This is a genomic window from Methylobacterium sp. WSM2598 (assembly GCF_000379105.1).
Classification (GTDB): domain Bacteria; phylum Pseudomonadota; class Alphaproteobacteria; order Rhizobiales; family Beijerinckiaceae; genus Methylobacterium.
The window spans coordinates 1,478,361-1,501,680 of the sequence record NZ_KB900609.1; the positions used below are offsets into that span (position 1 = coordinate 1,478,361).

14 protein-coding genes are annotated in these 23,320 nt (G+C 64.9%); 6 read left to right on the forward strand and 8 right to left on the reverse strand.

Annotated elements, in window-relative coordinates; translation table 11 throughout:
- Window positions 1-2,976 (reverse strand): Ig-like domain-containing protein (locus MET2598_RS42075; RefSeq protein ID WP_018260350.1); only part of this gene is annotated, 2,976 nt, incomplete at its 3' end.
- Window positions 2,977-3,355: 379 nt separating this feature from the next.
- A complete protein-coding gene (locus MET2598_RS40810; RefSeq protein WP_157182097.1) occupies window positions 3,356-3,823 on the reverse strand; it encodes a hypothetical protein in 468 nt (155 codons plus the stop codon).
- Window positions 3,824-5,139: 1,316 nt separating this feature from the next.
- Here MET2598_RS40810 and MET2598_RS0107025 point away from each other — a divergent pair.
- The 3 genes from MET2598_RS0107025 (at window position 5,140) to MET2598_RS0107035 (ending at window position 6,634) form a co-directional block, all read left to right on the forward strand.
- A complete protein-coding gene (locus MET2598_RS0107025; RefSeq protein WP_018260352.1) occupies window positions 5,140-5,391 on the forward strand; it encodes a hypothetical protein in 252 nt (83 codons plus the stop codon).
- A 64-nt stretch (window positions 5,392-5,455) separates the two neighbouring features.
- Window positions 5,456-5,662, forward strand: coding sequence for a hypothetical protein (locus MET2598_RS0107030; RefSeq protein ID WP_018260353.1), 207 nt, complete (start codon window positions 5,456-5,458; stop codon window positions 5,660-5,662).
- Between the two features lie 240 nt (window positions 5,663-5,902).
- A complete protein-coding gene (locus MET2598_RS0107035) occupies window positions 5,903-6,634 on the forward strand; it encodes a carbonic anhydrase (protein ID WP_018260354.1) in 732 nt (243 codons plus the stop codon).
- Window positions 6,635-7,117: 483 nt separating this feature from the next.
- On the opposite strand, the gene MET2598_RS42640 is transcribed toward MET2598_RS0107035, so the two are convergent.
- Window positions 7,118-7,282 (reverse strand): hypothetical protein, encoded by a 165-nt coding sequence (locus MET2598_RS42640; protein WP_236728674.1) that lies wholly within the window; start codon window positions 7,280-7,282, stop codon window positions 7,118-7,120.
- Here MET2598_RS42640 and MET2598_RS42645 point away from each other — a divergent pair.
- The 3 genes from MET2598_RS42645 to MET2598_RS38780 all read left to right on the forward strand — a co-directional run bounded on the left by MET2598_RS42645 (window position 7,272) and on the right by MET2598_RS38780 (window position 11,916).
- On the forward strand, window positions 7,272-7,661 hold the full coding sequence (locus MET2598_RS42645; protein WP_236728675.1) for a hypothetical protein: 390 nt from the start codon (window positions 7,272-7,274) through the stop codon (window positions 7,659-7,661). The two genes, MET2598_RS42640 and MET2598_RS42645, sit on opposite strands and share 11 nt — an antisense overlap.
- 396 nt (window positions 7,662-8,057) lie before the next feature.
- A complete protein-coding gene (locus MET2598_RS0107050; RefSeq protein ID WP_018260357.1) occupies window positions 8,058-10,979 on the forward strand; it encodes an ATP-binding protein in 2,922 nt (973 codons plus the stop codon).
- 724 nt (window positions 10,980-11,703) lie between these two features.
- Window positions 11,704-11,916 carry a hypothetical protein gene (locus MET2598_RS38780; protein WP_083784688.1) on the forward strand — a complete coding sequence of 71 codons (213 nt, stop codon included), beginning with the start codon at window positions 11,704-11,706 and terminating at the stop codon, window positions 11,914-11,916.
- A gap of 98 nt (window positions 11,917-12,014) precedes the next feature.
- Here MET2598_RS38780 and MET2598_RS0107055 read toward each other — a convergent pair whose 3' ends face one another.
- From MET2598_RS0107055 to MET2598_RS42650, 5 genes are all read right to left on the reverse strand, one after another.
- Window positions 12,015-12,311 carry a hypothetical protein gene (locus tag MET2598_RS0107055; protein ID WP_018260358.1) on the reverse strand — a complete coding sequence of 99 codons (297 nt, stop codon included), beginning with the start codon at window positions 12,309-12,311 and terminating at the stop codon, window positions 12,015-12,017.
- A 94-nt stretch (window positions 12,312-12,405) separates the two neighbouring features.
- A complete protein-coding gene (locus MET2598_RS0107060; protein WP_018260359.1) occupies window positions 12,406-18,885 on the reverse strand; it encodes a DUF5801 repeats-in-toxin domain-containing protein in 6,480 nt (2,159 codons plus the stop codon).
- A 55-nt stretch (window positions 18,886-18,940) separates the two neighbouring features.
- Window positions 18,941-20,284 (reverse strand): HlyD family type I secretion periplasmic adaptor subunit, encoded by a 1,344-nt coding sequence (locus tag MET2598_RS0107065; RefSeq protein ID WP_018260360.1) that lies wholly within the window; start codon window positions 20,282-20,284, stop codon window positions 18,941-18,943.
- Entirely contained in the window at window positions 20,284-22,029 is a 1,746-nt protein-coding gene (locus MET2598_RS0107070) for a type I secretion system permease/ATPase (RefSeq protein WP_036270302.1), read from the reverse strand. Before MET2598_RS0107070 ends, MET2598_RS0107065 begins: the two co-directional genes overlap by 1 nt.
- Before the next feature lie 698 nt (window positions 22,030-22,727).
- Complete coding sequence (locus tag MET2598_RS42650) at window positions 22,728-23,078, reverse strand: helix-turn-helix transcriptional regulator (protein ID WP_018260362.1); 351 nt, start codon at window positions 23,076-23,078, stop codon at window positions 22,728-22,730.
- Window positions 23,079-23,320: the final 242 nt, after the last annotated feature.

Consider the following 23,320-nt stretch of genomic DNA (forward strand, 5'->3'; position numbering starts at 1 on the left):
GTCCGCCGCCAGGTCGGAGCCCTGGACGTTGATGCTGAAGGTGCCACCGGAGACCACCTGGCCGGTGTAGGTGGCGTTGTTCACGCTCAGCGTGACCGTGTCGCCCGCCTTCGCGTCACCGCCGACCGAGCCGGTCACCGCGACCGTGCCACCAGCTTCCGCCGCGTTGATGACGTTGTCCGCCGTGATGTCGTTCAAGCTGATCGTCGCCGTCGCGAGCGTATCGACCGTGTAGCTGTGATCCGCCGAAGCCGAGGCGGTGTTGCCCGCGGTGTCCGTCGCCGTGATGCTGGCGTGCACCTTGGTGTCCGCCGCCAGGTCGGAGCCCTGGACGTTGATGCTGAAGGTGCCACCGGCGACCACCGCGCCGGTGTAGGTGGCGTTGTTCACGCTCAGCGTGACCGTGTCACCCACCTTGGCGTCGCCGCCGACCGAGCCGGTCACCGCGACCGGGCCACCAGCTTTCGCCGCGTTGATGACGTTGTCCGTGGTGATGTCGTTCAGGCTGATCGTCGCCGTCGCGGCGGTGTCCAGCGTGAATGTGTAGGCTGCCGAGGGCGCCGAGATATTCCCAGCCTTGTCGATCTGACGCACGTAGACCGTGTTGGAGCCCTCCACCGGCGCGAACGAGGAGCCCCAGGTCGTGCCGTTGGTCGAGTACTCGATCGCGGCACCGCTTTCTACACCTGTCAGGCTTAGCGCGCCGTTGCTGGTGACCTCGTCCGTCGAGGACGACCCAGTGTCACTGACTAACGCGACCGTCGGGGACGCGACTGCAGTATCAACAGTAATCGTTGCGCCACTCGTCTCTTGCAGAATCGCATTTGTCGGAGCAGCAACGGCATTGCCCGCCAGATCCGTCACGCCAGTCAGTGTCGAATTTGTGATCGCAAGACCCGAGATGTTGTCACCCGTGGTCACCGTATAGATGAATACCAGCTTGCCGTGTGCCAAGTCGGACGCAGCGACGTCGAAAGCCGCCGTCTTGCTGCCCGTCAACGTGAGGGTGGGCGTCGCACCTGCGGCCACCTTCAGCGCCTCATTGTACGTGACTGTCACCGACACCTTGTCAGCGGCGTTCAAATAATCCACGCCCGACGACAGACTGCCACCTGTCGTCGCCGCCACGACTGAGCTCACGCTCGCTACCGTGTTATCGAGCGTGAGAGTGATGCCGCCCGTCTCCTGCAGACCTGCATTGGCCGGAGCAGTAACGGCGTTGCCGACCAGATCCGTGACGCCGGCCAGGCTGGAACCGGTGATGGCCAAGCCCACGACATTGTCGCCGGCTGCCACCGTGTAGGTGAACACCAGTTTGCCATGCACCAAGTCAGACGCAGCAGCGTCGAGAGTGGCCGTGCGGCCGCCCGTCAGTGTCAAGGTGGGCGTCGGGCCCGAGGCAACCTTCAGCGCCTCGTTGTACGTTACCGTCACAGACACTTTGTCGGTCGCATTCAAATAGTCGACCGTGCCAGCAACCGCACCGCCGGTGGTCGCTGCGACAACTGAACTCACCACCGCGGCCGTGGCATCCACGCCGAGAATGTCTGCTGGTGAGAAATTCGTCACCCCAACGACTTGGATTTTTAAGTCAGGCTGACCATTCCCATCGGCATCGACGAGGACGTACGACCCACCATTGCCATCGCTCGTGTACCACACAGACGGGACACCCGCCTTGGGGCCCGCGTTTCCACCCCAGGCAAATGAACCGAGCGCGGTCAGATCGATTTTGTCGCCCTGAGCCGATGAGAAGTTCGTAATTTGGTCCCATGACTGGGAGAGCTGACCGCCGCTGTTGAGCTGCCCGGCCGCGGGAGAATCGTTGACCGAAGTGTAAACAAAGAAATCCGCTCCCAACCCGCCGCTCATCACGTCGGCGCCAGCGCCTCCCTGAATGATATTATGAATGGCGGTGTTCGACGTGATACCCTGAATATTGTCCCTTCCCGCACCCCCATCCACGTCTGCCGTCACGAGCGCAGATGTAGAGCCCAGAACCGAGTTAACAGCCGATACAAAGCTTGAGAGAGTGGGATACGTTTGGTTCAGGCTAGCGACTGCGGCCGCGGTGGTGTCCGACAGCGCTCCCAGCGCGAATGTCCCATAAGGATCGACAGGGCCCGTGCCCGGAACGTAACCGTACTGATCCGTCTGGACGATCACGTAGCCGGCGGACGTATGCTTAATAGTGAAGTAGACATTGTTGCCCAGGTTGAACGTGAGCGCGAGCGATCCGGCACTGAAGGCGGATTGCAGGGTCTGGGTCTGCGTCGCATTCGTTGTCGACGTTAGGAACGCCGACACCTCGGACCAAGTGATGATCTCCTTCCCGCCTACGTCGTTCGCCGTGTTGGTGTCCAGGACGTTCAGGTTTTCGACCGTGGTCCCGTTGGAGGTCGTTTGAGTAGCGGCCACGGCAAGATATCCTTCCTGAGCGGATGCGGTGAGCGGCGCAGCGGCGCCGGCGATGTCGGAGGAGAGAGACCAGGTCCCGCCGAGAGCGGCGTGACCGATGACGACTTGGGCGACCGTCACCGGGGCGGCGACCGCCCCCTCAAGGGCGCGCGTCAGCGCCGCACCCTCGGCGCCGGCGCCCGCCTGGCAGCTCCAAACGAGGAGGCGGCCGCGCACGCCGAGCGCGCTCCCCACGGAAGCGAGCTCGTCTGTATTGTCGCCGACGCTCTCAGCAGTGACAGCGCCCGCGGCGAAAGCAATCGCGCCAGGTGATCCGTGGGCCAGGACGTGGATGGCCGCGAGGCCCGCACGCCCGTGCAGCGCCCGTGCGATCTGGGCCAGCGCGGGACTCGACGCGTTCAGGAGGATGGGCTCGACATCGGCGCGCAAGCCCGCGCGCAGGACCTCGACCGCATCCAGCCCGGGATCGATAAAGGCGATCTCTCGCGGAGAACTGGCGAGACAAGGGGAGCGCTCCGCCCGAACAGGGCGGCCGATGCAACCGGCATCAGATGTCATTCAATCCCCCTACCAGCCTTTTGTACCAGCAGATTGCGGTCTGCGCCCCGCTTTCCGGTGTCATACATGACTGACCACCGATCACGCATCGTCCAGATGGACTAATCTACGTAGTTTGCCGCGACCATGAGCCCGTCTTCTTTGATACTTGGCACTACTAAAGCCATGCCGTACATCCCGCAGCACGAAGAAGCACGGATATTTCAGCCTCCGCACAGCTCGAAGGTGCGTCGTCTTATTGCTTGCACGACGCCTTTGCGACTTGCTCAGCGAGCGGCTTTGTCAAATGACCTCGCTCCAGGCGATGCTCAAGCTGCACGAAGCTCTCGACCATCATGCGGGCACAACCCGAAAGCTCCCGCGCCGCGCCGTCCGGTCCTCAGGCATGCTGATCCGCCCGGTGTGGTCGTTCGCCCCCAAAATGCGGTAGCAGCCCGGAACCCGGCGCCACACCAATGTTGCTACCGATCTCCTGGAGCTCGTCGCGGCCATTCGGGCCCGCCCGCGTCACGTTGGGGGCGTTGCCCGAACCGGCCCGCTTGCCTCGCCCGGCGACGCCGAGCCGATCTCCTGTGCCGGTCTGAGTGACGGTCCCGTTGCCAAGGTCGCCACCCTGCAGGAATGGGGTCCTGTCGTCGCCGACCGGGTTGCCGCCGCCCGCACCCGCGGTCATTCTGCAGGCTCCGTTACGGTCGTCACTCCTGTTAAGCGTCAGACTATTGCCGCCGTTAGAGCTGCTCTGGCCCGTGTAGGCGCATTTCTTGTCCGCATAGGCCACCGCCGCGTGCGCGAAGCGAGGGACGTGACTCGACAGGGCGAACAAATGCTTCCTCACATTGTTCTCCATTCTGGAATCGGATCGGTATCACCCGATTGATCCGACCTACGGCGGGTCTCAAAGCGGGCCTGCCGTCCTGCTGCGAGCTTAGCGACTTCATAACCCAATCTGTCGGCCTGTCGAGGACGATAATTCGGTCTGCGCAATCTGCTGTGCATTGTAGCTAATGCGCATAATGCATTTGAATTAGTTGCGTGTCTGCGCCTGTATTCGTTTAGAAGATCGGGGGCCGGTCAAACGCCGTGAAAGACCCCGAGATCGCCGGGCAAGCGGTTTCGGCATCCTGGGGCGAGCCTTCGCCGCTGGGGAACGGCCAAGGTTGCTATCGTGAAGCTGAGCAGTAGGTCCGCGCCGGTCTCGCTATGTCTGGCCGAGCATCGCGGGTGTTGCGGCAGGAACTGGCGGGTGACGTTGGGCGGATCTCAAAGTGCAGCCTGTCGGAACCGCGGCGCTCTCCCGCTCAATGGTGGTGTCGGGGCGCAAGGAGCGGCCGTTTTCGATCACATGTGTGTATTTGATGACAGGGCCGGCGGGGGCGTTGATGACACAACTTGGCAGCTTATGAAGTAGCAAATTCAAGCTTTAGCAGTTTTTATCGAGCAATAATGGGCGCGCGAGCGGCGCGTCGATTGCAGACAGGCAGGGGGTCAAGGCTCTTTCACTCGCGTTACCGCTCATGTAATCCTGAACCAATGTTGCTGTTTGATACGTTCGTGTTGTTAGTAGCGCAATGTTTGTTTCATATGACTAGTGTGATTTGCGCGATGATGCAGACGCATTATAGCTGACACAACGTCAAGTACCGGCCAGGACCGATCTGCACTGATCCCACGTGGTTGCCAACGCCGCTCTGCTGGGCGGTGACCGTGTCGCGCGTGCCACGCTGTTGCAGATCTGCCGCGTTCCGCGATCTTGTGTGGAAGACTATAACCAACAGGTGTTTAACCGACTACGTTACAACTCTTTGGTTGTTTTCGGGAGCGCGCAGCCGGGCGCCCGACGATGGCTCTCCTCTGGCGTGTTCAGGCGATTGGGAGACCGTCGCCGGGACCCTGCAGCGTCGTCCCGGCCGAGATCACCTGAGCCTTGCCGCTGGATCCGGCGGCGAACAGGCCCGTGGCTCTCGGGCCCGTGGCTCTCGGGAGGGCGGGGGCCGGATCTATAAACCGGCGCCGGGTCGGGCAGATCCAGGGGCGCAATCGAGCCGGTCGCGGCGGCCTGCCAGGGCCGGATCTCGTCGGCCAGCTGGGAGGAGGCGCAAAGGGGGCGGCAAGCCCTCCTGGATCAACCAATCTCGCCTATAAACACAAATCTCCTTCGAGGTCGTGCACAAGGTCAAACCGGCGGACGCGATCGAGGCGATCTGGGCGAAGGACGTCGTCGACCTGATCTGGGAGGCCAAGCGTCTACGCCGTTGTCTACGCCGTTGGCGACGCGAGATCCTCGCACAGGGTCACCTCCACGCGTTGGCGAGCCTGTTCGAGCCAACGTACAAGGCGGACAAGCCGAAATGGCAGCTTCGACATCACACCTTGCGAGACCCGGGCCACGAGGCTGGCGCTCGGGTGGCCGAGTGAGGACGCGAGAGGCTGAGCCGAGGTCGACAACAGACTTGCATCACGCGGCTCGACGACTGCTGACGTGACCGCGGCGGCGTTCCACCTCCGGCTCTCCGACATGGAGCGCATCGACCGCATGGCAGCCGCAGCCGACCACCGGCGCGATGCCCTGCTTCGCGAGATCGAGCGCAGCCGCACCAGCGTTGGCCAACAGCTGCGCGCCGCCTCGACGGACGTGCTCAATGTCGAGCCCGTGGCGGGGGAGGGGGCTTCGCTCCCTCAAGGCTGAGATGACCTCGTGCCGGACAGGGCAGTCGACGCCGGGGACCCCGAGGGGCGGCGGCCCGCGCACGGCGGAGGGCAAGGCGCGCGCGAGCCAGAACGCCCGCAAGCACGGACTGCGGGCCAGCCGGCGGCCACTTGGCGATCGAGGCAGTCCGCGCCGCGTCAAGGAACCTGTGGAGGCTCGCCGCGTGTTGACCCCGATTAGGGCGGGACACAGAAGCCCGCCTCCTGAGAGGAGCGCTCAATGCTGAAGGCCTCATGCTCGTGTTGCATTCCGCTTGCTAGGCGCGCTTTCCTCGGCGGTGCTATTGCCGCGGCTGCCACATTCTCGGTAGGCGGTAAGCCGGCGTTCGCTGCGGATCCCGTTTCGAAGACCACGCTCACCCCTGACCAAGCGTTGCGGATCCTCAAGGAGGGCAACGACAGTTTCCGCACCGAGGCGCCCTACCGTGCTCAGCAGGGCCGCGAGCGGCGCGTCGAACTCGCGCGCGGCCAGGCGCCGTTTTGTGTGCTCGTCGGCTGCTCTGACAGTCGCGTTCCCCCCGAGCTGCTCTTCGGCCGCGGCCTGGGTGAACTGTTCATCGTTCGCAACGCGGGCAACACCGTCGACACGGCCGCGCTCGGCAGCATTGAGTACGGCGTGGGCGTGCTCGGCTGCCCGCTGATCGTCGTCCTCGGTCACCAGTCATGCGGGGCTGTCGCTGCGGCGGTCGATGTCGTGGAGAAGAACGCAACCTTTCCGGGCGTGATCGGCGAGATGGTCCAGCCGATCATTCCAGCGGTGCTCGCGGCCCGGGGCCAGTCAAGTGACCTCCTGGATGCGGCCGTGCGCTCGAACGCACGGCGTGTTGCCGCTCGCCTCAAGACGCAGAGCACGGTCATACAGGATCGTCTTCGCCAGGAGAACAAGCTGAAGATCGTTGCCGCGCGCTATAGCTTGGCGGATGGTGATGTTGAATGGATGGAAGACATCTAGATCGGGAGTAAATGACGGAGCGTCACTGCCGAGAATGACAGCTTGTCAGACTTCAGGGGTGAGGAGGAAGTGCCGGCCGAGCTCTGAGGCTGTGCGGCCGGCTTCAGACCGAAGCCAGCCGATCACAGGCGGCGGGCTCTCGCGGCCCCGCTCGTCAGAGGCGCGGCGGGGCTGCGGCAGGCCTCTTAGGACGACCGCGTTAGGAGAATGGCCCCTCCTGGCGAAGCCGGAGTTCAGTTTCCGCCACCTGGGGCGGGCAGCAGATGGGACAGTACAACCGCGAAACTCAACCGCTTGGTGTGCTGTCTCCGCGTGTAAATGACCTTTTTACGCCCTCGATCCTCAGCCTGGCACAAGCTTAGGCGCCTATGCACCAACCGCTCGCAAGAGCGCCCCAAAAGGACTTACCCTGCCGACACTGTCGAGCAGGGTCTTTTGGCGAAGGCCTTGTCCAACGCCATGGGCATGCCACGGACCGCCTCGTCACCGGCAGCGATAGAAGAACATCTTCTGCCCGTCCTCGGTCTGAACGAGCATCGTGCCGCTTGCGCCGACTTGCCAGCGGGCAGTGCGGTTCCAGCGATCCGCACCGGAGGCGCACTGCATCGTGACCGCGACCTCGTCGCCCTGAGGGCGCTTGCTCGCCACCCTGCAGCGCATGTCGTGCCCCTACACCTCGGTCGACGTGATCCTGATCGCCGCGATGTCTGGGGTGGCGACGCCCGCCTTGGCCGTGGCGCAGTGGTCCTGCTGCGCGGTCCACAGCCCCTCCCACAGTGCGAGTGAGGCCCCGCAACCAGTGCTCGACGAGGTGTGGGTCATCGAATCGGGCATGATCTACGCGAACGAGAGCTATGATTCGTCGATGGCGCTCAGCAACGTGCACGAGCTGACCGAGGCTCGAAAAATCAGCGAGCAGCGCATGCAGGCGGCGAAAGAGCGCGCCCGGCGCGCTGAGGCGAGAAGGGCCGGAGCCACAGCGGGGCGGCGTATGGAACCAGCCATGTCCGCCGCTTTGCGAGACTAGCCCTCAAGCGAGGCTGCACCCTGCGACGAGATTTGTTCCGTGCCCAAGCGAGGGAAAAGCTTAAAGACAATACATCGATCCATCCATCCAGAATTAATTTAGAAATCGCTTGTCTGGATGTGCACATGGGCACTATTATTCTCTGTGCACCTGAGATTTCGGCTCTTTATCTACAAAATTGAGAGTCTGACCCTACGAAATACGCTGGACAATGCGAGACTTTTGCTGAGCGAAGTGCCAATCTGATCGGCTGCGCGCCCGCTGCAAGTGGAGCGGCCGAGAGAGCCATGCGGGATGTAAGCTGGGTAGGACCGCACTCTGGCCTCAGCTTGGGAGAGCACTGTTGGCTATGCTCGCGGTCGTACGTGGATCGTCCAGCGTCCCTCGAGACACCCCATGCAGTTCGTGCCCCTCCGTCCTCGTTCTGCCTATCCCCTGCGCGGTGCGGTCGGCATCACCTTGCTCACTGCCTTTCTCCTGGTGACTCTCGGCGCGTGGCAGATCATGCGCTCACGCGACGCTGCTCTCGCGGACGCGCGCAAGGACGCCCGCAATCTCAGCCGTTCACTGGCCCAGCACGCCGAGCGCACCATCGAGGCCGTGGACCTCATCCTCTCGGGCACGACCGAGTGGGTCGAGGGCAACCCTGATCGAGCAACCCTGGGGAGTTTTCTCGTCCGCCGCACCGGGACCATTGCGCAGGTGCGCAATATCGCCATCACCGATGCGAGCGGCTCGTGGATTGCCGACTCCCTCTCGCCGCATCCCCCCCTCAGCAGCGCCGATCGGCCTTACTTCGCTTGGCTCCGAGATCACCCGGAAGACCGGGCCATGTTCATCGGTGCGCTGATCCGCAGCCATTACGATCAGAAGCCGATCCTCCCTCTCGCGCGGCGGCTGAACAATTTCGATGGCTCGTTCGCCGGCGTCGTTGTGGCCGAACTGGAGCCGGACTACTTCGCACAGTTCTACGCGACCTTCGGCCTAGGCGAGCGAGGGACGATCGGGTTGTGGAGCTCGAACGGCAGGCTCCTCTCGCGAGACCCAGCGGCACCGACCGAGAGCCAGGACAAGGACTTCTCGTCCACGCCTCTCTTCCACAACCTGAGACGCATCTCGACCGGCGTCTACGACGCACCACCGGCACCCATCGATGGCGTCAAGCGCATCGTCGCCTACGAGCGGCTGGTGAAGTACCCCGCCTTGGTGGTCACGGCCGGGATCGCGACCGATGACGCCCTCGCGGCTTGGCGGCGGGAGGCGCTCGTCCAGGCCAGCGCGATCAGCACGGCGGTGCTCGCTCTCGTCGGGCTCGGTGTCGGCCTCGGGCGGCGCGACCGGCGCGTGCGGGCCGCCGAAGCCGAGGCGCGCGCGAGCGCGGACCTGCTCGCTGTGACGCTCGAGAACATGGACCAAGGTCTGATGATGATCGATGCCGACGATCGGGTCCAGGTCTGCAACCGGCGCGCCCTGGAACTCCTCGATCTACCCCCTGCCTTCATGGCGCGAAAGCCAACTTTCACGGCGGTGCGCAATCACCAGCTCGCGCACAACGAGTTCGCCCATTCCGACGAGGCCTTCCGCACCTGGGTGGCCACGGCGGGACTCGAGCCCAGGGAGCACACCTACGAGCGCGAGCGTCCGAACGGCACCGTTCTGGAGATCCGCACCGTGCCCCTGGCGGGCGGTGGTGCGGTGCGAACCTACACCGACATCACCGCCCGGCATGGCGCGGAGCGGGCCCGGCGTGAGAGCGAGGCCCGCTACAAGGTTCTCGCCGACAACGTCTCCGACCTGATCGTCCTCGGCCACGCCGACGGGCGCCGCTCCTACATCTCGCCCTCGGTGCACGCCATGCTCGGCTACGCGGTCGAGGAGGCGCACCGGATCAGGGTGCGCGACTGCCTTCACCCGGATGATCTGAACCGGGTGTCGGCGGCAGCAGCGAGCCTCTCCCGGGAGAGGCCGACCGCCTCGGTCGTGTTCCGCCTCAAGCACAAGGCGGGGCACTACGTCTGGGTCGAGGCCGCGTACAAGCGGATCGAGGACGCCGACGAGGTCACCATCGTCACCGCCATCCGGGACGTCACCCAGCGGGTCCGTCAGGAACGCCACCTGGAGCGGGCCAGGGTCGAGGCGGAGGCTGGCGCCCGGGCCAAGGCCGAGTTCCTGGCCAACATGAGCCACGAGCTCAGGACGCCGCTCACCGGCATGCTCGGCGTGCATGATCTCTTGGCCGACGACGCCTCGCTGCCGGACGCCCAGCGGCACCTGGTCGGGCTGGCGCAGGAGGCCGGGCGCTCGCTCCTGGCCATCGTCAACGACATCCTGGACTTCTCCAAGATCGAAGCCGGCCAGATGGCGATCGAGAGCGTGCCTTTCTCTCTGCGGGCGCTCGTCGAGAGCTGTCGGGCCCTGGTCGCGGAGAGCGCCAAGGACAAGCCGCTCCGGATGGTCACGGACATCGAGGGTGACGCGCCTGACCGGTTCGTCGGCGATCCGACCCGCTTGCGCCAGATCCTGCTCAACCTCGCCAGCAACGCCGTGAAGTTCACGCCGAGAGGTGAGATCACGATGCGGGTTGGCTTCGCGGCGAGCACCGGGCGAGTGCGGGTCGCGGTCACGGACACTGGCATCGGCATCCCGGCCGACAAGCTGCCCCTGCTGTTCGAGCGGTTCAGTCAAGCCGACGCTTCGACCACCCGTCGCTACGGCGGCACGGGCCTGGGTCTGGTGATCTGCAAGCGTCTCGTGGAACTCATGGGGGGCACGATCGGCGTGGAGAGCGTTCCTGGGCGAGGCTCGACCTTCTGGTTCGAACTGCCGCTGCCCTTGGCCGAGTCGGATCGACAGGGTCAGGCCGCGCCGCAAGTCCTCGCGGGTCCTGTTGCCCGCGGCCACCGGATCCTGGTTGCCGAGGACAACGAGATAAACCAGGAGGTGATCCGCGCCGTGCTGAGCCGCCGGGGCTACGAGGTCGTGCTTGTTGAGGACGGGGCTCAAGCCGTGGAGGCGATCAAGACAGGACCGGCCTTCGACATCGTGCTCATGGACGTGCAGATGCCGGTGCTCGACGGGCTTGGTGCAACGGCTGCGGTGCGGGCGTGGGAGCGTGCGCAGGGTCGGCCTCCGATGCCGATCGTGGCGCTCACGGCGAATGCCATGAACGAGGATGCAGAGCGGTGTCGGGCCGGTGGCATGGACGCCCACGTCGGCAAGCCGATCAAGTGGACGGAACTGTTCGATGTCATTGAGCAGCTGTGTTCCGCGCCCAATCGAGACACGCCACCTGCACCTCACTTGCAAATCGGAATGTAATGAAAACGACCGGACACTTCTGGCGAATTCGGCGGCTACGCCGCGAGGGCCTTGAAGCGTGAGGTGCGCGTAGCGGCCGCAGCGAGAATCAAGCGGCGAGGCGATCGTGCTCTTGAGCCATGTCGATGAACTTTACGCAAGAGTGAGCGTCGATGGCGGGTCGATCGTGGAGGCGATCCGGTCAATGAACCCGCTGACCAGAAAACTTGCGAATGGCAGCCGCTTCTCGGCCCAGGACGAGACCGAGTACGGGTATTGCCGGGGCGCGGTAGGCTGATCATCGGGTCTCCTACTCTGCCCTCACGACTTCGGGGCTGGGAGGCAGAACCCGGGGCGGCCGGGCAACGTCCCGGACCTGCAGAGACAGCGACGTCGAGAAGGCCTCGCCCGCGGCGGGGCCTTCTTCGCGTCAGAGCATGGCGAACAGGTCGAGCTGCACCGGGCTTTGATGCCGCCGCGGCCGGCCGCGCTTCCTCGACGGAGCCCACTCCGGGGGCGCCTGCCCCGGCCTGCCGTGCGGCACCGCTCCAACTGCTCGGCAGCCGTTTGGTGGCGGGCGGCGTGCCGAGCTTTGGCGGGGGCGGGAAGCCCCGGCGCATCATGCTCGGCTCGCGCCGGTCCTCCGCCCCAAGCGCGACCGGCGCCATTTGGCCCGGGAAGCTTGCTGTTGCTGCGCGCTTCGTCATGTCTAAACTAAGAGGAAAAGCACAGCCGGAGAAGCGCCATGCAGACCCTGGTATACGGTATACAAAAGGACCGTGAAGGTTGGAGCGTTTGTGCTTCTCGGACGGGGAAACCAGTCCTGCTCGATGGGCAGCCTCAAACAGGACTCTCGCTTGAGGTTGCCTCGCAGCTCGCCGCGTCGCTGGAGATCATGGATTTCCTGCGTGCCGAGCGCGCCACTTGGATGATCACCAACTGTGCGACGGTTCACTAGAGCATTTTCCGACGAAGTGGATGCCGGTTCGTCGCAGAACATGCGGCAAGATCAAAGATCGAGAGCGGCACCCGGTTGCAACGGGATCGGGTGCCGCTCTAGCCCGCGACATCGACGGCGTCTGCAATCCCCGCCGGCGCCATTCCGCGCTCGGCTTCCTCAGCCCCGTCCAGTTCGAGAGGCGGCTCCTCAACCGCTCTCCACTTTCCCGAAGCAGGATCGTCTCTCTTGAGCCACCCTGATGTTTGATCCCAGAGTTTGATGCGGCCGCCGGCTTCGTGCGCTGGATCCACGGTGGTGAGATCATCGACCCCGCCGCGTTCGAGGGCGTGGATGGGCTCGACGCTCCGGCGCTCGCGGACGCCGTCGAGAAGCGCCCCGCAACTCAAGTGCATGCAAGGTCATCAGGGACGTAGACCTTGTCAGAAAGAAGCATTCGTTCGCAAGGTGGTCGCGGGGGAGCCGCGATTGCAGTTCCCCCGCAGGTCTTCAGACGAGGTGCCAGCCGCTATGAGCGGGATCAAGCGCAACGTGCGTGCTTCCACCCAGCGCCACATCGCCATCTACGTCTGTGGCTTTTACTTCAAAATTAAAGCTGTCCTTCTCCGGCGTTTGGATGATCTCGGTGAAGAACGTGCCCACTCGGACACCGATGTTATCAGGGATGGACCCGTTCTTCGCTGCAGCGGGCGAGAAATCGAACTGGACGACAGCGTAATCAAAGTAGTCGTTCGCCCCCTGCAGGCCTGCGGTGCCAGTTGCTGTGCCATCATCGAACAGGTCGATGTTGTGCGCTTTGTTGTCCGTCAGCGTGAGCCCAGTCTTGTCGACCGCGCCGTTGGTGATGTGCTCCGAGGTCTTCCGCCAGCCTTCGTCCACAAGGCTGCCGTCGGTGCGATACAGCCAGTAGTGAATATTGACGTTAGGGATATTCCCGATGCCATAGACATCGAAGCTGAGATGCTTCAGGTGGTCGAGACCGCCTGTCTGATCCGGGTGCGTCGGCGCCAGGTAATCCACCCGGAACCCCTCATTGGGGTTGATCTGGGACGCTTGCCCTCCCTTGATACCGAAGCCGATGTTGTTGGTGTTGACGTCATCCGCGTCGGAGGCCGCGCCATTCTGCTTGGGGTCCAGGGCGGCGGTGTAATCAGCTTTCCAGACCGTCACGCCACCGACGACCGAACTCGTTGCCTTGATCGCCTTGCTCGGGTCGAAGATCAGACCGTCGATCTTGACCGAGCCGCCGTAGTCGCCGGTCAAGGTAGCCGTCACGGTCTCCGTGGGGGAGCCTGAAGGCAGCTTCTCGAAGGCAATCTTCTGCGGCAGGCCGTCCGGTGCATTCACAACACTGACGGTGTATCCCGTGTCCGTTACATCAAGTGAGTAAATCGGTTTGGTAAGGGGGTCGAGGCTCTTGACGTAGTCAATGTGAGCTGCACTCGTTTGATTTGCGAGGAGGCCCTCGTGCGACGACGCATCGAAGCTCGAGATCGTTACGCTCGTGCCAGGGACGTCGTTGTGGAAGTCAACTTTGAATGTGTCGTTGCCCTGGATGCCATTTCTATACTGCAAGATCATGTCATCGACGGCTTTGGTGCCGCCAGCCACCGTTGTCTCGATGAATTCTGGGGTCGCATCCTTGAAACTGATGTTGCCGCTCACGTCGATTTCTTGAGTCTTGGTGTCGCCGTCGCCATCCGTCGCCGTCGCAATGAGGTGCAGCGCATTGGCTGACAGCGTGGCGAGGGACGTGTTAACGGCGTGCTTGATCGCGATGCTCTGCGTCAGCGAGGCGTTTCCGGAGCTATCCAGCGCGAGGGTGAACACCGTGGTGCCGGCGGCGTCCGTCTCCTTGCCGGTGATGGTCTTTCCATCCGCCGACAGGGTCAGGAACACTTGCTTTCCGTTCACATCGGTGAGGCCGCTGTTCGTGCTCTTGATCGCGAATTTGTAGTCCAGAGAGCCCGCGCCGTCCGCACCGAAGGTCGGTGTGGCGAAGTAGTCGGCAAAGCTGCCTGTGAACGCTTGCTTCAGCTGAGCGTCATCGGCGGTCACCGAGCCTGTACCCGACTTCGTGGCGAGCGAGGGGCCGTCGTCGTTGAAGGTCATGAGGTCGGAGATTGAGATCGTCCGTGAGGCTGAGTCGTGATCTCCGTCCGTGATCGTCGCGGAGAGGCTGATGAGGCCCGCCGCCAGCGTCGCCCCATCGTTCGGGTCAAGCTTGTTGTTCTGGACCACCGATCGCGCTTGCGTCAGCGTGACCTTGCCGTTCGCCAGGGTGACGGTGAAGACGACGTCGTTGTTGGCGTTGACGCCGTCGACTTCCGTGGCGCTGATGGTCCTCAGCGCCACACCCGACTGCGTGAGCGTATCGACCAGGCCGGTCGGGGTCCCGTCTGACGCTGCCGCTAGGCTGTAGGTGGTCGTGGCCCCGATCGAGTCGGCACCCGGCTTGCCGATGAACAGGCCGGTGATGTCCTGTTGCGAGGTGACCAGAGCCGAGTTCGGCGTTGAGCCCGTGCCGAGGCCGCTCTCATCCACGATGAACGACACCTTGGTGCCACTAAGCGCAATCGTCGGCTTGTCATCGGCGAAGGTCAGATTGACCGCCTCCGATGCCGCGGCTTTGTCGCCGTCCCCGTCCGTCGCCGTCGCGGTGACCTGGATCTTGCCAGTCAGCGACGCCGTATCCGAGTTCGCGTCGTGGTCGATCGCGGCCGCCTGGGTCAGGCTGACCTTGCCGGTCACGTCGACCGACACGGTGAACACGCTGCCCTTCGACGTGTAGCCGACGACGCTGCCGTTCTCCGTCTTGAGCTGGACGGCCTCACCGCCCGACATCAAGCCGCTGTCACCGGCCGAGCAGGTCAGGCTGTACGTGGTCGTGCCGTTGGAATCGGCCCCGTACTGGGCCGCGGCGAAGTCGCTCGCCGACACGGAAGGCGTGTTGAGCGCCGCGTCGCTGCTGGCCAGGGCCACCGCCGTCGCGCCTTGCTTCAGCGCGATGGACGGACCGTCGTCGCTGAAGGTCATGCTCGCCGACAGATCCGCGCCGGCCGCCTTCGCGTCGCCGTCCGCGTCAGTGATCGTGGCCGTGACCGTGATCAGCTGCGGGGTCAGCGTGACGGTGTCATTCGGGTTTGACGTGTCCCCATGCTTGACGGCGCGCAGCTGAGTGAGGGTGGCATCGCTGCCCGAGAGCGTGACCGTGAACACGACGTCGCCGTGCCCGTTCACGCCATCGACCTCCGTGCCGCTGACGGCTTTCAGCGTGACCTGCTCCCCGGTGAGCGTGTCCAGGAGGTTGGTCGCCGTGCCGGTGGTGGCCGTCAGAGCGTAGGTCGTAGTGCCCGCGCCGTCGGCTCCGTACTTGCCGTCGAACAGGGCCAGGATCGAGTGCTTGTCGCCGACGTTCAAGCTCGACTCATCCACCGCGAACGCAACCGTGCTGCCGGTCGCGGTGATCGAGGGCTTGCTGTCGGTGAATGACAGGTTCACGCCTTCCGAGGCGCTGGCCTTATCGCCGTCGGAATCGGTGACGGTGCATGTCACGGTGAGGGCACCGGTCAGATTAACCGCGTCGGCGGCCTGATCAACGGCCTTGAGTTGCGTCAGGGTGACCTTGCCACCAGCATCCACCGAGACGGTGAACACGTCCCCATCCGCGGTCGCGCCGTGGACGACCCCTGACCCGTCGATCGACAGCTTGATCGGCTTCGTGCCGCTGGTCAGGGCGGTGCTGCTGCCGCCGGTCAGCGCCAGCGCGAACGCCGTGCTGCCCGCACCATCGTTGCCGTAGGCGGTGATGAAGGCCGTCGCCTGGCTTGCCGCCCCGGCGCCGCCCAGGCTGTCATCGCTGGTGGTCAGGGTCACCGAGGGTGCGGCGGCCGTCGCGGTGGGCGTTGCGTCGCCGAATGCCAGGTTCAGGGCCGTCGTGGCTGCCGACGAGACGTCGCCGTCCGAGTCGGTCGCTGAGGACGAGAGCGAAATCGCACCGGTCAGCGATGCGGTGTCGGAGCCCACCTGGTGGTCGATGGTGGCTGACTGCTTGAGCGTAACCTGCCCTCCGCTGAACGAGACGCGGAAGACTTCGGTCGTGTCGGCCTTGCCGACCACGTCGGCGCCATCCGCCACGAGCGTGATCGCGGAGCCGTGGGACGTCAGACCCGTGGTGGCGGCATTGATGACGAGCGCCGAGTGGGTCGCACCCGCACCGTCGGCACCGTAAGCCGGCGTGATGGTCACCGCCTTCGTGTCCGTCCCGAGCGTCGCGTCACTGGTGCTCAGCGAGGCCGACGCATCGGCCGTGATCGTCGGCTTGTCATCGGCGAAGGTCAGATTGACCCCCTGCGACGCAGGAGCTGAGGTCGAGCCGTCACCGTCCGTCGCGACGGCGCTGATGCTGATCGCGCCGTTCAGGCTGGCCGTGTCGGAGCCCGCGGCATGGTCGATGGCCTTGAACTGCGTGAGCGTGACCTGACCTGACGGATCGACCGACACGGTGAACACGTCACCGTCCGAAGTCGCGCCATGGATCACGCCCCCGGCATCTTTCGACAGGCTGATCGCCTTGCCGGCCGACGTGAGACTCGTGCTGCCCGTGCCGATTAGGCTGTAGCTGACCGAGCCGGCTCCATCCGGTCCGTAGTCCGGCGTGAACGTGGCCGCCTTCACGTCGTGGCCCGAGGGCCCGAGATTCGCATCGCTGGTGGCGAGCGAGACTGGCCCTGAGCCGGTGATGGTCGGAGCACCGTCCGCGAATGACAGATTGATCTTGTCGCTGGCCGACGCCGCGTCGCCATCCCCGTCCTTCACGGTGGCCGTCAGGGAGATCGCCCCATTCAGGGTGCGCGCCGTCCCGCCGCTGTGGTCGAGCGCGGCCGACTGGACGAGTGTCAAGGCACCGCTGCCCGTCGAAGACACCGTGAACACCAGGACGCCGTCGCTGGTCTTGCCGACCACGTCGGCGCCGCTCATGGACAGGGTGATCGCTTTGCCGCCGGACGTCAGGCCGGTAGCAGCCGTGTTGATCGTAAGGGCATAGGTCGTAGTGCCGGCGCCGTCCGCGCCGTATCCGATGGTAAACGACGCGGTCCCCTGGCCGGCGATGCTGCTGCCGTCCGTGCTGGAGAGGCTCACGTCGGAGCCCGCGACCGCGGTCGGACCGTCGTCCTTGAAACTTATCTTATCGGAGATCGAGACGGAGCCGGTCGCGTGGTCGCCGTCCTTGTCCGTAACCGTTTGGCTCACCTGAATCAGGCTGGCGGCCATCGCCACGGCGTCGTCGGGATCGCTGGTGCCCGGATGGTCGAGATGACCACTCTCCGTGACCGTCACATCGCCGGTGCTGGAATTCACGCTGACGGAGAAGATGACCTTACTGTTGCTCGCCGTATAGCCTTCCACGACGCCGTTGGACAGGCGCAGCAGAACGTCCTCACCGCCGCTCTTCAAGCCGCTCTTGCCGGCCGTGGCACTTAGCGCGTAAGCGATCGTATCGGTCCCGTCGGGGCCGCCGCTCGCGGTGAACGCCGCCGCAACGCTGTGGTGATCACTGGAATTCGGGGTGCTTTCGTCCACGATCCAGGCGCCGACCTGCGTTGCGTCGGTCGTGACAGACGGCCCCCCGTCGAGAAAGTGAACATGCGAGCCGAGTTCGACGACCGTATTCTGGACCGTCGGCGGTGCTGTATAGATCAGGTGGCCAACATCGAACCCCTTGGAGCCGACATTTTCGACCGTAAGGCGGTCGAAGGTCCCGATCTTGTTCACGACTTCGACCGTCCAGTTCAGCTGAACGCCCTTCACGGTCACGGCCGAGGCCGAGCCGACGCCGGAGATCGTCAGGCCGTTCGCATTGGCGACATTGCCGCCCAGGTAGACGACATTGCCGCTCGCGTCCTTGACGCGAACCGCCTCGATCGTAACCACCGTGTCGTTCTTGCCAAGATCAGCGAAGAAATTGGTTGCATCATCATCCGGCGCATTCGCCTGGATCGCCGTCACCTTGACATCGGCCGTGGTGCCTCCGCCCTGGATCTGAGTGATCCCAAATCCAGCGTTGGTGATGTTGTGATTGTGGCTAGAGAAGGAACCCGTCGGGTCCGATCCTGCGCCGGCGACGCCGTTTCGCACGTAGTCGAGTCGGATGCCGGCCCCGTTGGGTGGTGCCGTGACCGATTGGCTGCCGACGCCAAAGCCGGTCGTGCTGATGTTCAACCGCTGGGACAGGTAGTCCTCATGGATGGTTGTGCTCGGGTCGTCGCTGTTGAACGCGGTCACCAGGACGCTAAGGTCCTGTGAGTTGGATGGCGGCGTGACGATGGCGTAAACGGGCGCGCCGGATGACGCTGTGCTGAAGGTCGTGTTCTCGTTAGTGACCGACTCGCTGGAGGCGACGAACAGCTTCTGTGTCAGCGCCTGGAAATCATTGGCGTCAATTTTGTCAACGCCCACGTTCGTGATCGCTGCGTATTGTGTGATCCAGAGTTGAGCTTTCGTGACGTAGCCGGTCGTCTGGTCAACCTGCTCGTCGAGCGCGATCGAGAAGGCAATGCCGCCATCTTTCGCGGAGGTCGCATCGGCACCGACGCGACCGACCACGATGTCGTCGTCGCCCGACACGGCGAACAAGAAAATCTTCTTTCCGTCGACGGTCGTGAGGCCGCTGTCGACACCGATGCTTGTGCTGAACTGTTGGACCGCGCCGCTCGACAGCGTGCCCGCCGACGAGAGCAGCAGATCCTTGGTGTTCGCCGCGATGTTGAACATGCCCTGGTCCACCGCCTTCTGGGGGGTGGACAGGGCTGCTGCGCCGGTCACCGCTTGAGCCGCCAAGTTGGCGTAAAGCGAGCCTAAGCCGGTATCATAGAACGTGACGGTGTTGCCCGCGTAGAGAAGCTCGTCCGCCGTCGAGAAGGAGCCCTCATCGACTTCCAGAATGCCGGACGTGAGCGAGATAGCCATGACTCGTACTCCCTTTTGGATTTATTTCTGAAGTCGGAAACAGCGCTGAGGCCGTTCAGCGCTCCCGCCACGCTTTGGTGATCTGATCAGTGAGCGGCTTGGTTAGGTACGACAGTACGGTGCGCTCGCCGGTCTGGATGAAGCTCTCCACCGGCATGCCGGGCACGAGGCGAACGGCGCCCAAGCGTGCCCTTTGGTCGTCGGGCACGCTGATGCGGGCTGTGTAGAAACTCGCTCCCGTCTTGGGATCGGTGGTCACGTCGGCCGAGACGCGCGTCACCTGGCCGTCGATTTCGGGCGTGGTGCGCTGGTTGAAGGCGGAGAAGCGCAGCACCGCTTTCTGGTCGAAACGCACGTTGTCGATGTCGTGGGGCTGGATCTTCACCTCGAGCGCCAGCCGGTCGGAGGAGGGGACGATCAGCATCGCGGGCTCGTTCGGGGTGACGAGGCCGCCGATCGTGTGCACCGTCATCTGGTGCACGATTCCGTCCTGCGGGGCGCGCAGCTCGACCCGCTTGAGCTGGTCCTCGGCCGCGACCCGCTTCTCAACGAGTTCCGACCACTTGCTGCGGATCTCGGCGAGCTCCTTGCCGACCTCGGTGCGCATGTCCTGGTCGATCTGCAGGATCTGCAGCTCGATCTCCGACATCTTGCCTCGTTGGGCCGCGGTCGAGGCGAGGAGCTGGCCGCGCTCGCCTTCGAGCCGGGTTGCGTCGCGCTCGAGCGCGTTGAGCCGCGGCAGCTGCACGAGGTTCTTGGCGTAGAGCTCGCGCACGCCCTTGAGCTCGCTCCCGATGAAGGCGATCTCGCGCTCCTTCGCGCTCGCCTGCTGGGTGAGCCCGCCGATCTCCTGCTGGAGTTGCGCGAGGCGCTCGCGCAGCTGCGCCTTCTGACCCTCCCGGGCGTTCACCCGCGAGGTGAACAGCTTCGTCTCGCCGTCGATCAGGCGGGCGGCCGTGGCGTCAGCCTTGGCGCGCTGCAGCAGGTCAGCCGGAAAGGTGATGCCTCCCGCTCCGTCGCGCTCCGCCTCGTTGCGGGCGCGCCGGGCGCTGAGCTCGTCGAGGGCCTTGAGCAGGATGTCGAGGCCCGCCCGGGTCTGCGTCTCATCGAGACGGATGAGGACGTCGCCCGCTTTGACAGGGTCGCCGTCCCGCACCAGGAGCTCGCCGACGACGCCGCCCGTCGGGTGCTGCACCTTCTTGACGTCCGATTCGACCACGAGCTGGCCCGGGGCGATCACCGCGCCCGAGATCTGCGTGAAGGTTGCCCAGCCGCCGACCCCGCCGACCAGGACGGTGCCGAGGAGGAGAGAGGCTCGGAGGTGCCGCCGGATCGAGGCGTCGGCGGTCGCCGGCGGGCGCACCAGAGGGATCCTGACGGGATCGAGGCTCGCGGCCATCACGCAGTCTCCCGCATTGTCTCGGGGAGTGGCACCGTCCGGGGCAGGTGAGGCTGGGCCGGGGCCTGCGCTGGCGCGGCGACCGGCTGCAGCACGCGCTTCAACACCTCGTCCTTCGGGCCGAAGGCCTGGGCGCGGCCGTCGGTCATCATCAGGACCATGTCGACGGCGGCGAGCGCGCTGGGCCGGTGGGCCACCACCACGCAGATCCCGCCCCGCCGGCGCACGCCCAGAATCGCTTGCGTCAGCGCGTTCTCGCCCTCGGTGTCGAGGTTCGCGTTCGGCTCGTCGAGGACGACGAGGAAGGGATCGCGGTAGAGGGCGCGCGCGAGCCCTACCCGCTGGCGCTGTCCAGCCGAGAGACCAGCCCCGCCCTCGCCGATCGGGGTGTCGTAGCCCTCCGGCAGGCGCAGGATCAACTCGTGGACGCCCGCCGCCCGCGCCGCCGCGATGACGTGCTCGGGGGCGGCCTGCGGCTCGAAGCGGGCGATGTTCTCCGCGATCGTGCCGGCGAATAGCTCGACCTCCTGCGGCAGGAAGCCGATATGCCGGCCGAGCGCGGCGCTCGTCCATTGGTCAAGCGCGGCCCCATCGAGGCGCACCTTGCCCCGCAGCGGCGACCACACGCCCACGATCGCCCTCACCAGCGAGGACTTTCCCGAGGCCGAGGGGCCGATCACGCCGAGCCCATGGCCCGCCTCGAGGGCGAGCGAAACGTCCTGCACCACGACCCGCGGCGTGCCGGGCGGCGCGACGCTGACGCTCTCGACACTCAGCGCCTGCTGCGGCGCGGGGAGCCCGTGGGGCTCGCGCACCGCAGGGATCCGCTCGAACGCCGTGCCGAGGCGCTGCCAGGCCTGGCGCGCCTGCACGAAGCCCTTCCAGTTGGCGATGCCGAGCTCGACCGGCGCGAGGGCGCGCGAGACCAGGATCGAGCTCGCGATGATGATGCCGCCCGTGGCCAGGTTGTTCACGACGAGCCAGGCGCCGAGCGCCAACACGCCCGATTGCAGCGCGGCCCGGAACACCTTGGAGCCCGCGCCGAACCCGCCGGTGACGTCCGCCAAACGCCGCTGCTCGACGAGGTAGCCGTGGTTCGCCACGGCCCAGCGCGTCGCGAAGCGCTCCTGCATGCCCATGGCGGCGAGCACCTCGGCGTTGCGGCGACCGGCCTCGGCGAGCGCGTAGCGCTGCGAGGCGTGCGCCATCGCTTTCTTCGTGGAGCGGCGCGTCAGGCAATCCGTCGCCAGGGTCACACAGGCCAGGACGGCGCCCCCCGCAACGGCGGCAACGCCGACGAGCGGGTGGAACAGGAAGCAGATCGCCAGGTAGATCGGCATCCAGGGCAGGTCGAAGAACGCCCCTGGGCCCGAACCGGCGAGGAAACCCCGCAGCTGGTCGAGGTCGCGCATCGGCAGCAGGCCGTCGCTCGGGGCTGCCCCCTTGAGCGGCGCACGCACCATCAGGTCGAACACCCGATCCGAGAGCGACTCGTCCAGGCTCATCCCGATCCGGGTCAGGACGCGTGAGCGCAGGGTCTCGAGCATTCCTTGAAACACGTAGAGGACCAGGGCGAGCGTCATCAGCCCGACGAGCGTCGGCACGCTGCGGCTCGGAATGACGCGGTCGTAAATTTCGAGCATGAAGAACGAGCCGGTCAGGTAAAGGATGTTGACCAAACCGCTCATCAGAGCGACCCCTAACAGCGCGTACTTGCAGCGTGACAGCGCAGATGCCGGATCCATCTGGATGCTGCGTGCGGCTCCTGATGGTGAGCAGGCATTGTTAGCATCTGAACTCATGGATGCCTCTTTGTGGAATGAGCGCTCGACTGCTGTCCAATGTGCAGATCTTTAGCCAAAGTCTTGGGTTTGAAAACACCAAGTGGTACAGCTCGATTTCAGTATAAGTACGTTCTGCCCGAAGCGCTTTTGGTACACATGACCATCGTATATCTCAGCCAAACATGAGCGCACATCATCGGTTTTGATTATGCGGCAACGATTTTTTAACCGTGAAGAACTAGATCGAATGGATTAGGCTCGGCCGGGGAGCCGCTCGCGTCCGGCAATCCTGCTCGCGGGTGCGATGACGAACTCGGTGCGGCAGCTGCCGGGCAGGGGCCCGGATGCCTTCTCGTCGGGGACCGCAGCGGCCGTATTGGCCGGTCGGCGCGTCCGCGACGGGGTCGCGCGGGTCTCGTCCCGTGGTCGGCGCGGGCGCGGGTGTGGCGGCCCTCCCGGCCAGATCATCGAAACGGTGGACATAGCCTCTGGCGCCGCTCTCGGCGTGTCGCCAAGCCTCCGGGTCGGGGTCGAAATGCCTCTGGGGCCGACGCCACGGCGGCGAGCTTCCGACAGGATCCGGCATCGCCTCCGCTCGGGTCGAGCGGATGTCGAGCCCGGCCTCAGGCCGCCCTGTCCGACGGGCCCGCCCTCACGGGTCAGCCGAGCATGGCGACGCGGTTGAGGAAGGCCACGAGATCCGATTGCCGCGCCGTGCCGGTCTTGGCAAAGATCGACCGGAGCTGAACGCGAGCGGTGTTCACGCTCGTGCCGTTCTCCTCCGCGCAGGCCTCGAGCGTTCCGCCCTTCGCGAGTTGCAGCGCGAGCTTCGCCTCGGCGTTGGTCAAGGCGAACAGTTCCTGCAGCGTGGTCCCTTTCGGCCGCTGACGCTCCTCAAGGTCAATGATGACGAGAACGTGCGGCGAGGAGCTCTCTGCGCCCGCGGGCTGCTCGAAGGAGCAGAGCAGGCGACGTGTCCCGTCCTGGACGATCCAGGGGCGCCTGGGCATCGCGGCGGGTCTCGTCGGCTGACCGAGAAGCTGCCGCAACGCCCCGTTGCCTTCGTGGGGCGGCCGAAAGATCTCCTCATTCCCCACGGCCTCGTGTTTCAGGAGGACTGCTCCCAGAGCATTGCCCGCCGTCACATGACCAGATTCGTCGAGAAGGAATGCGCAGTAGCCGAGTCGTTGTAGGACGAGGAGGAGGGTCTCTCCCGACAACATTATGCAACCAAGAGATGAAAGCTTCACTA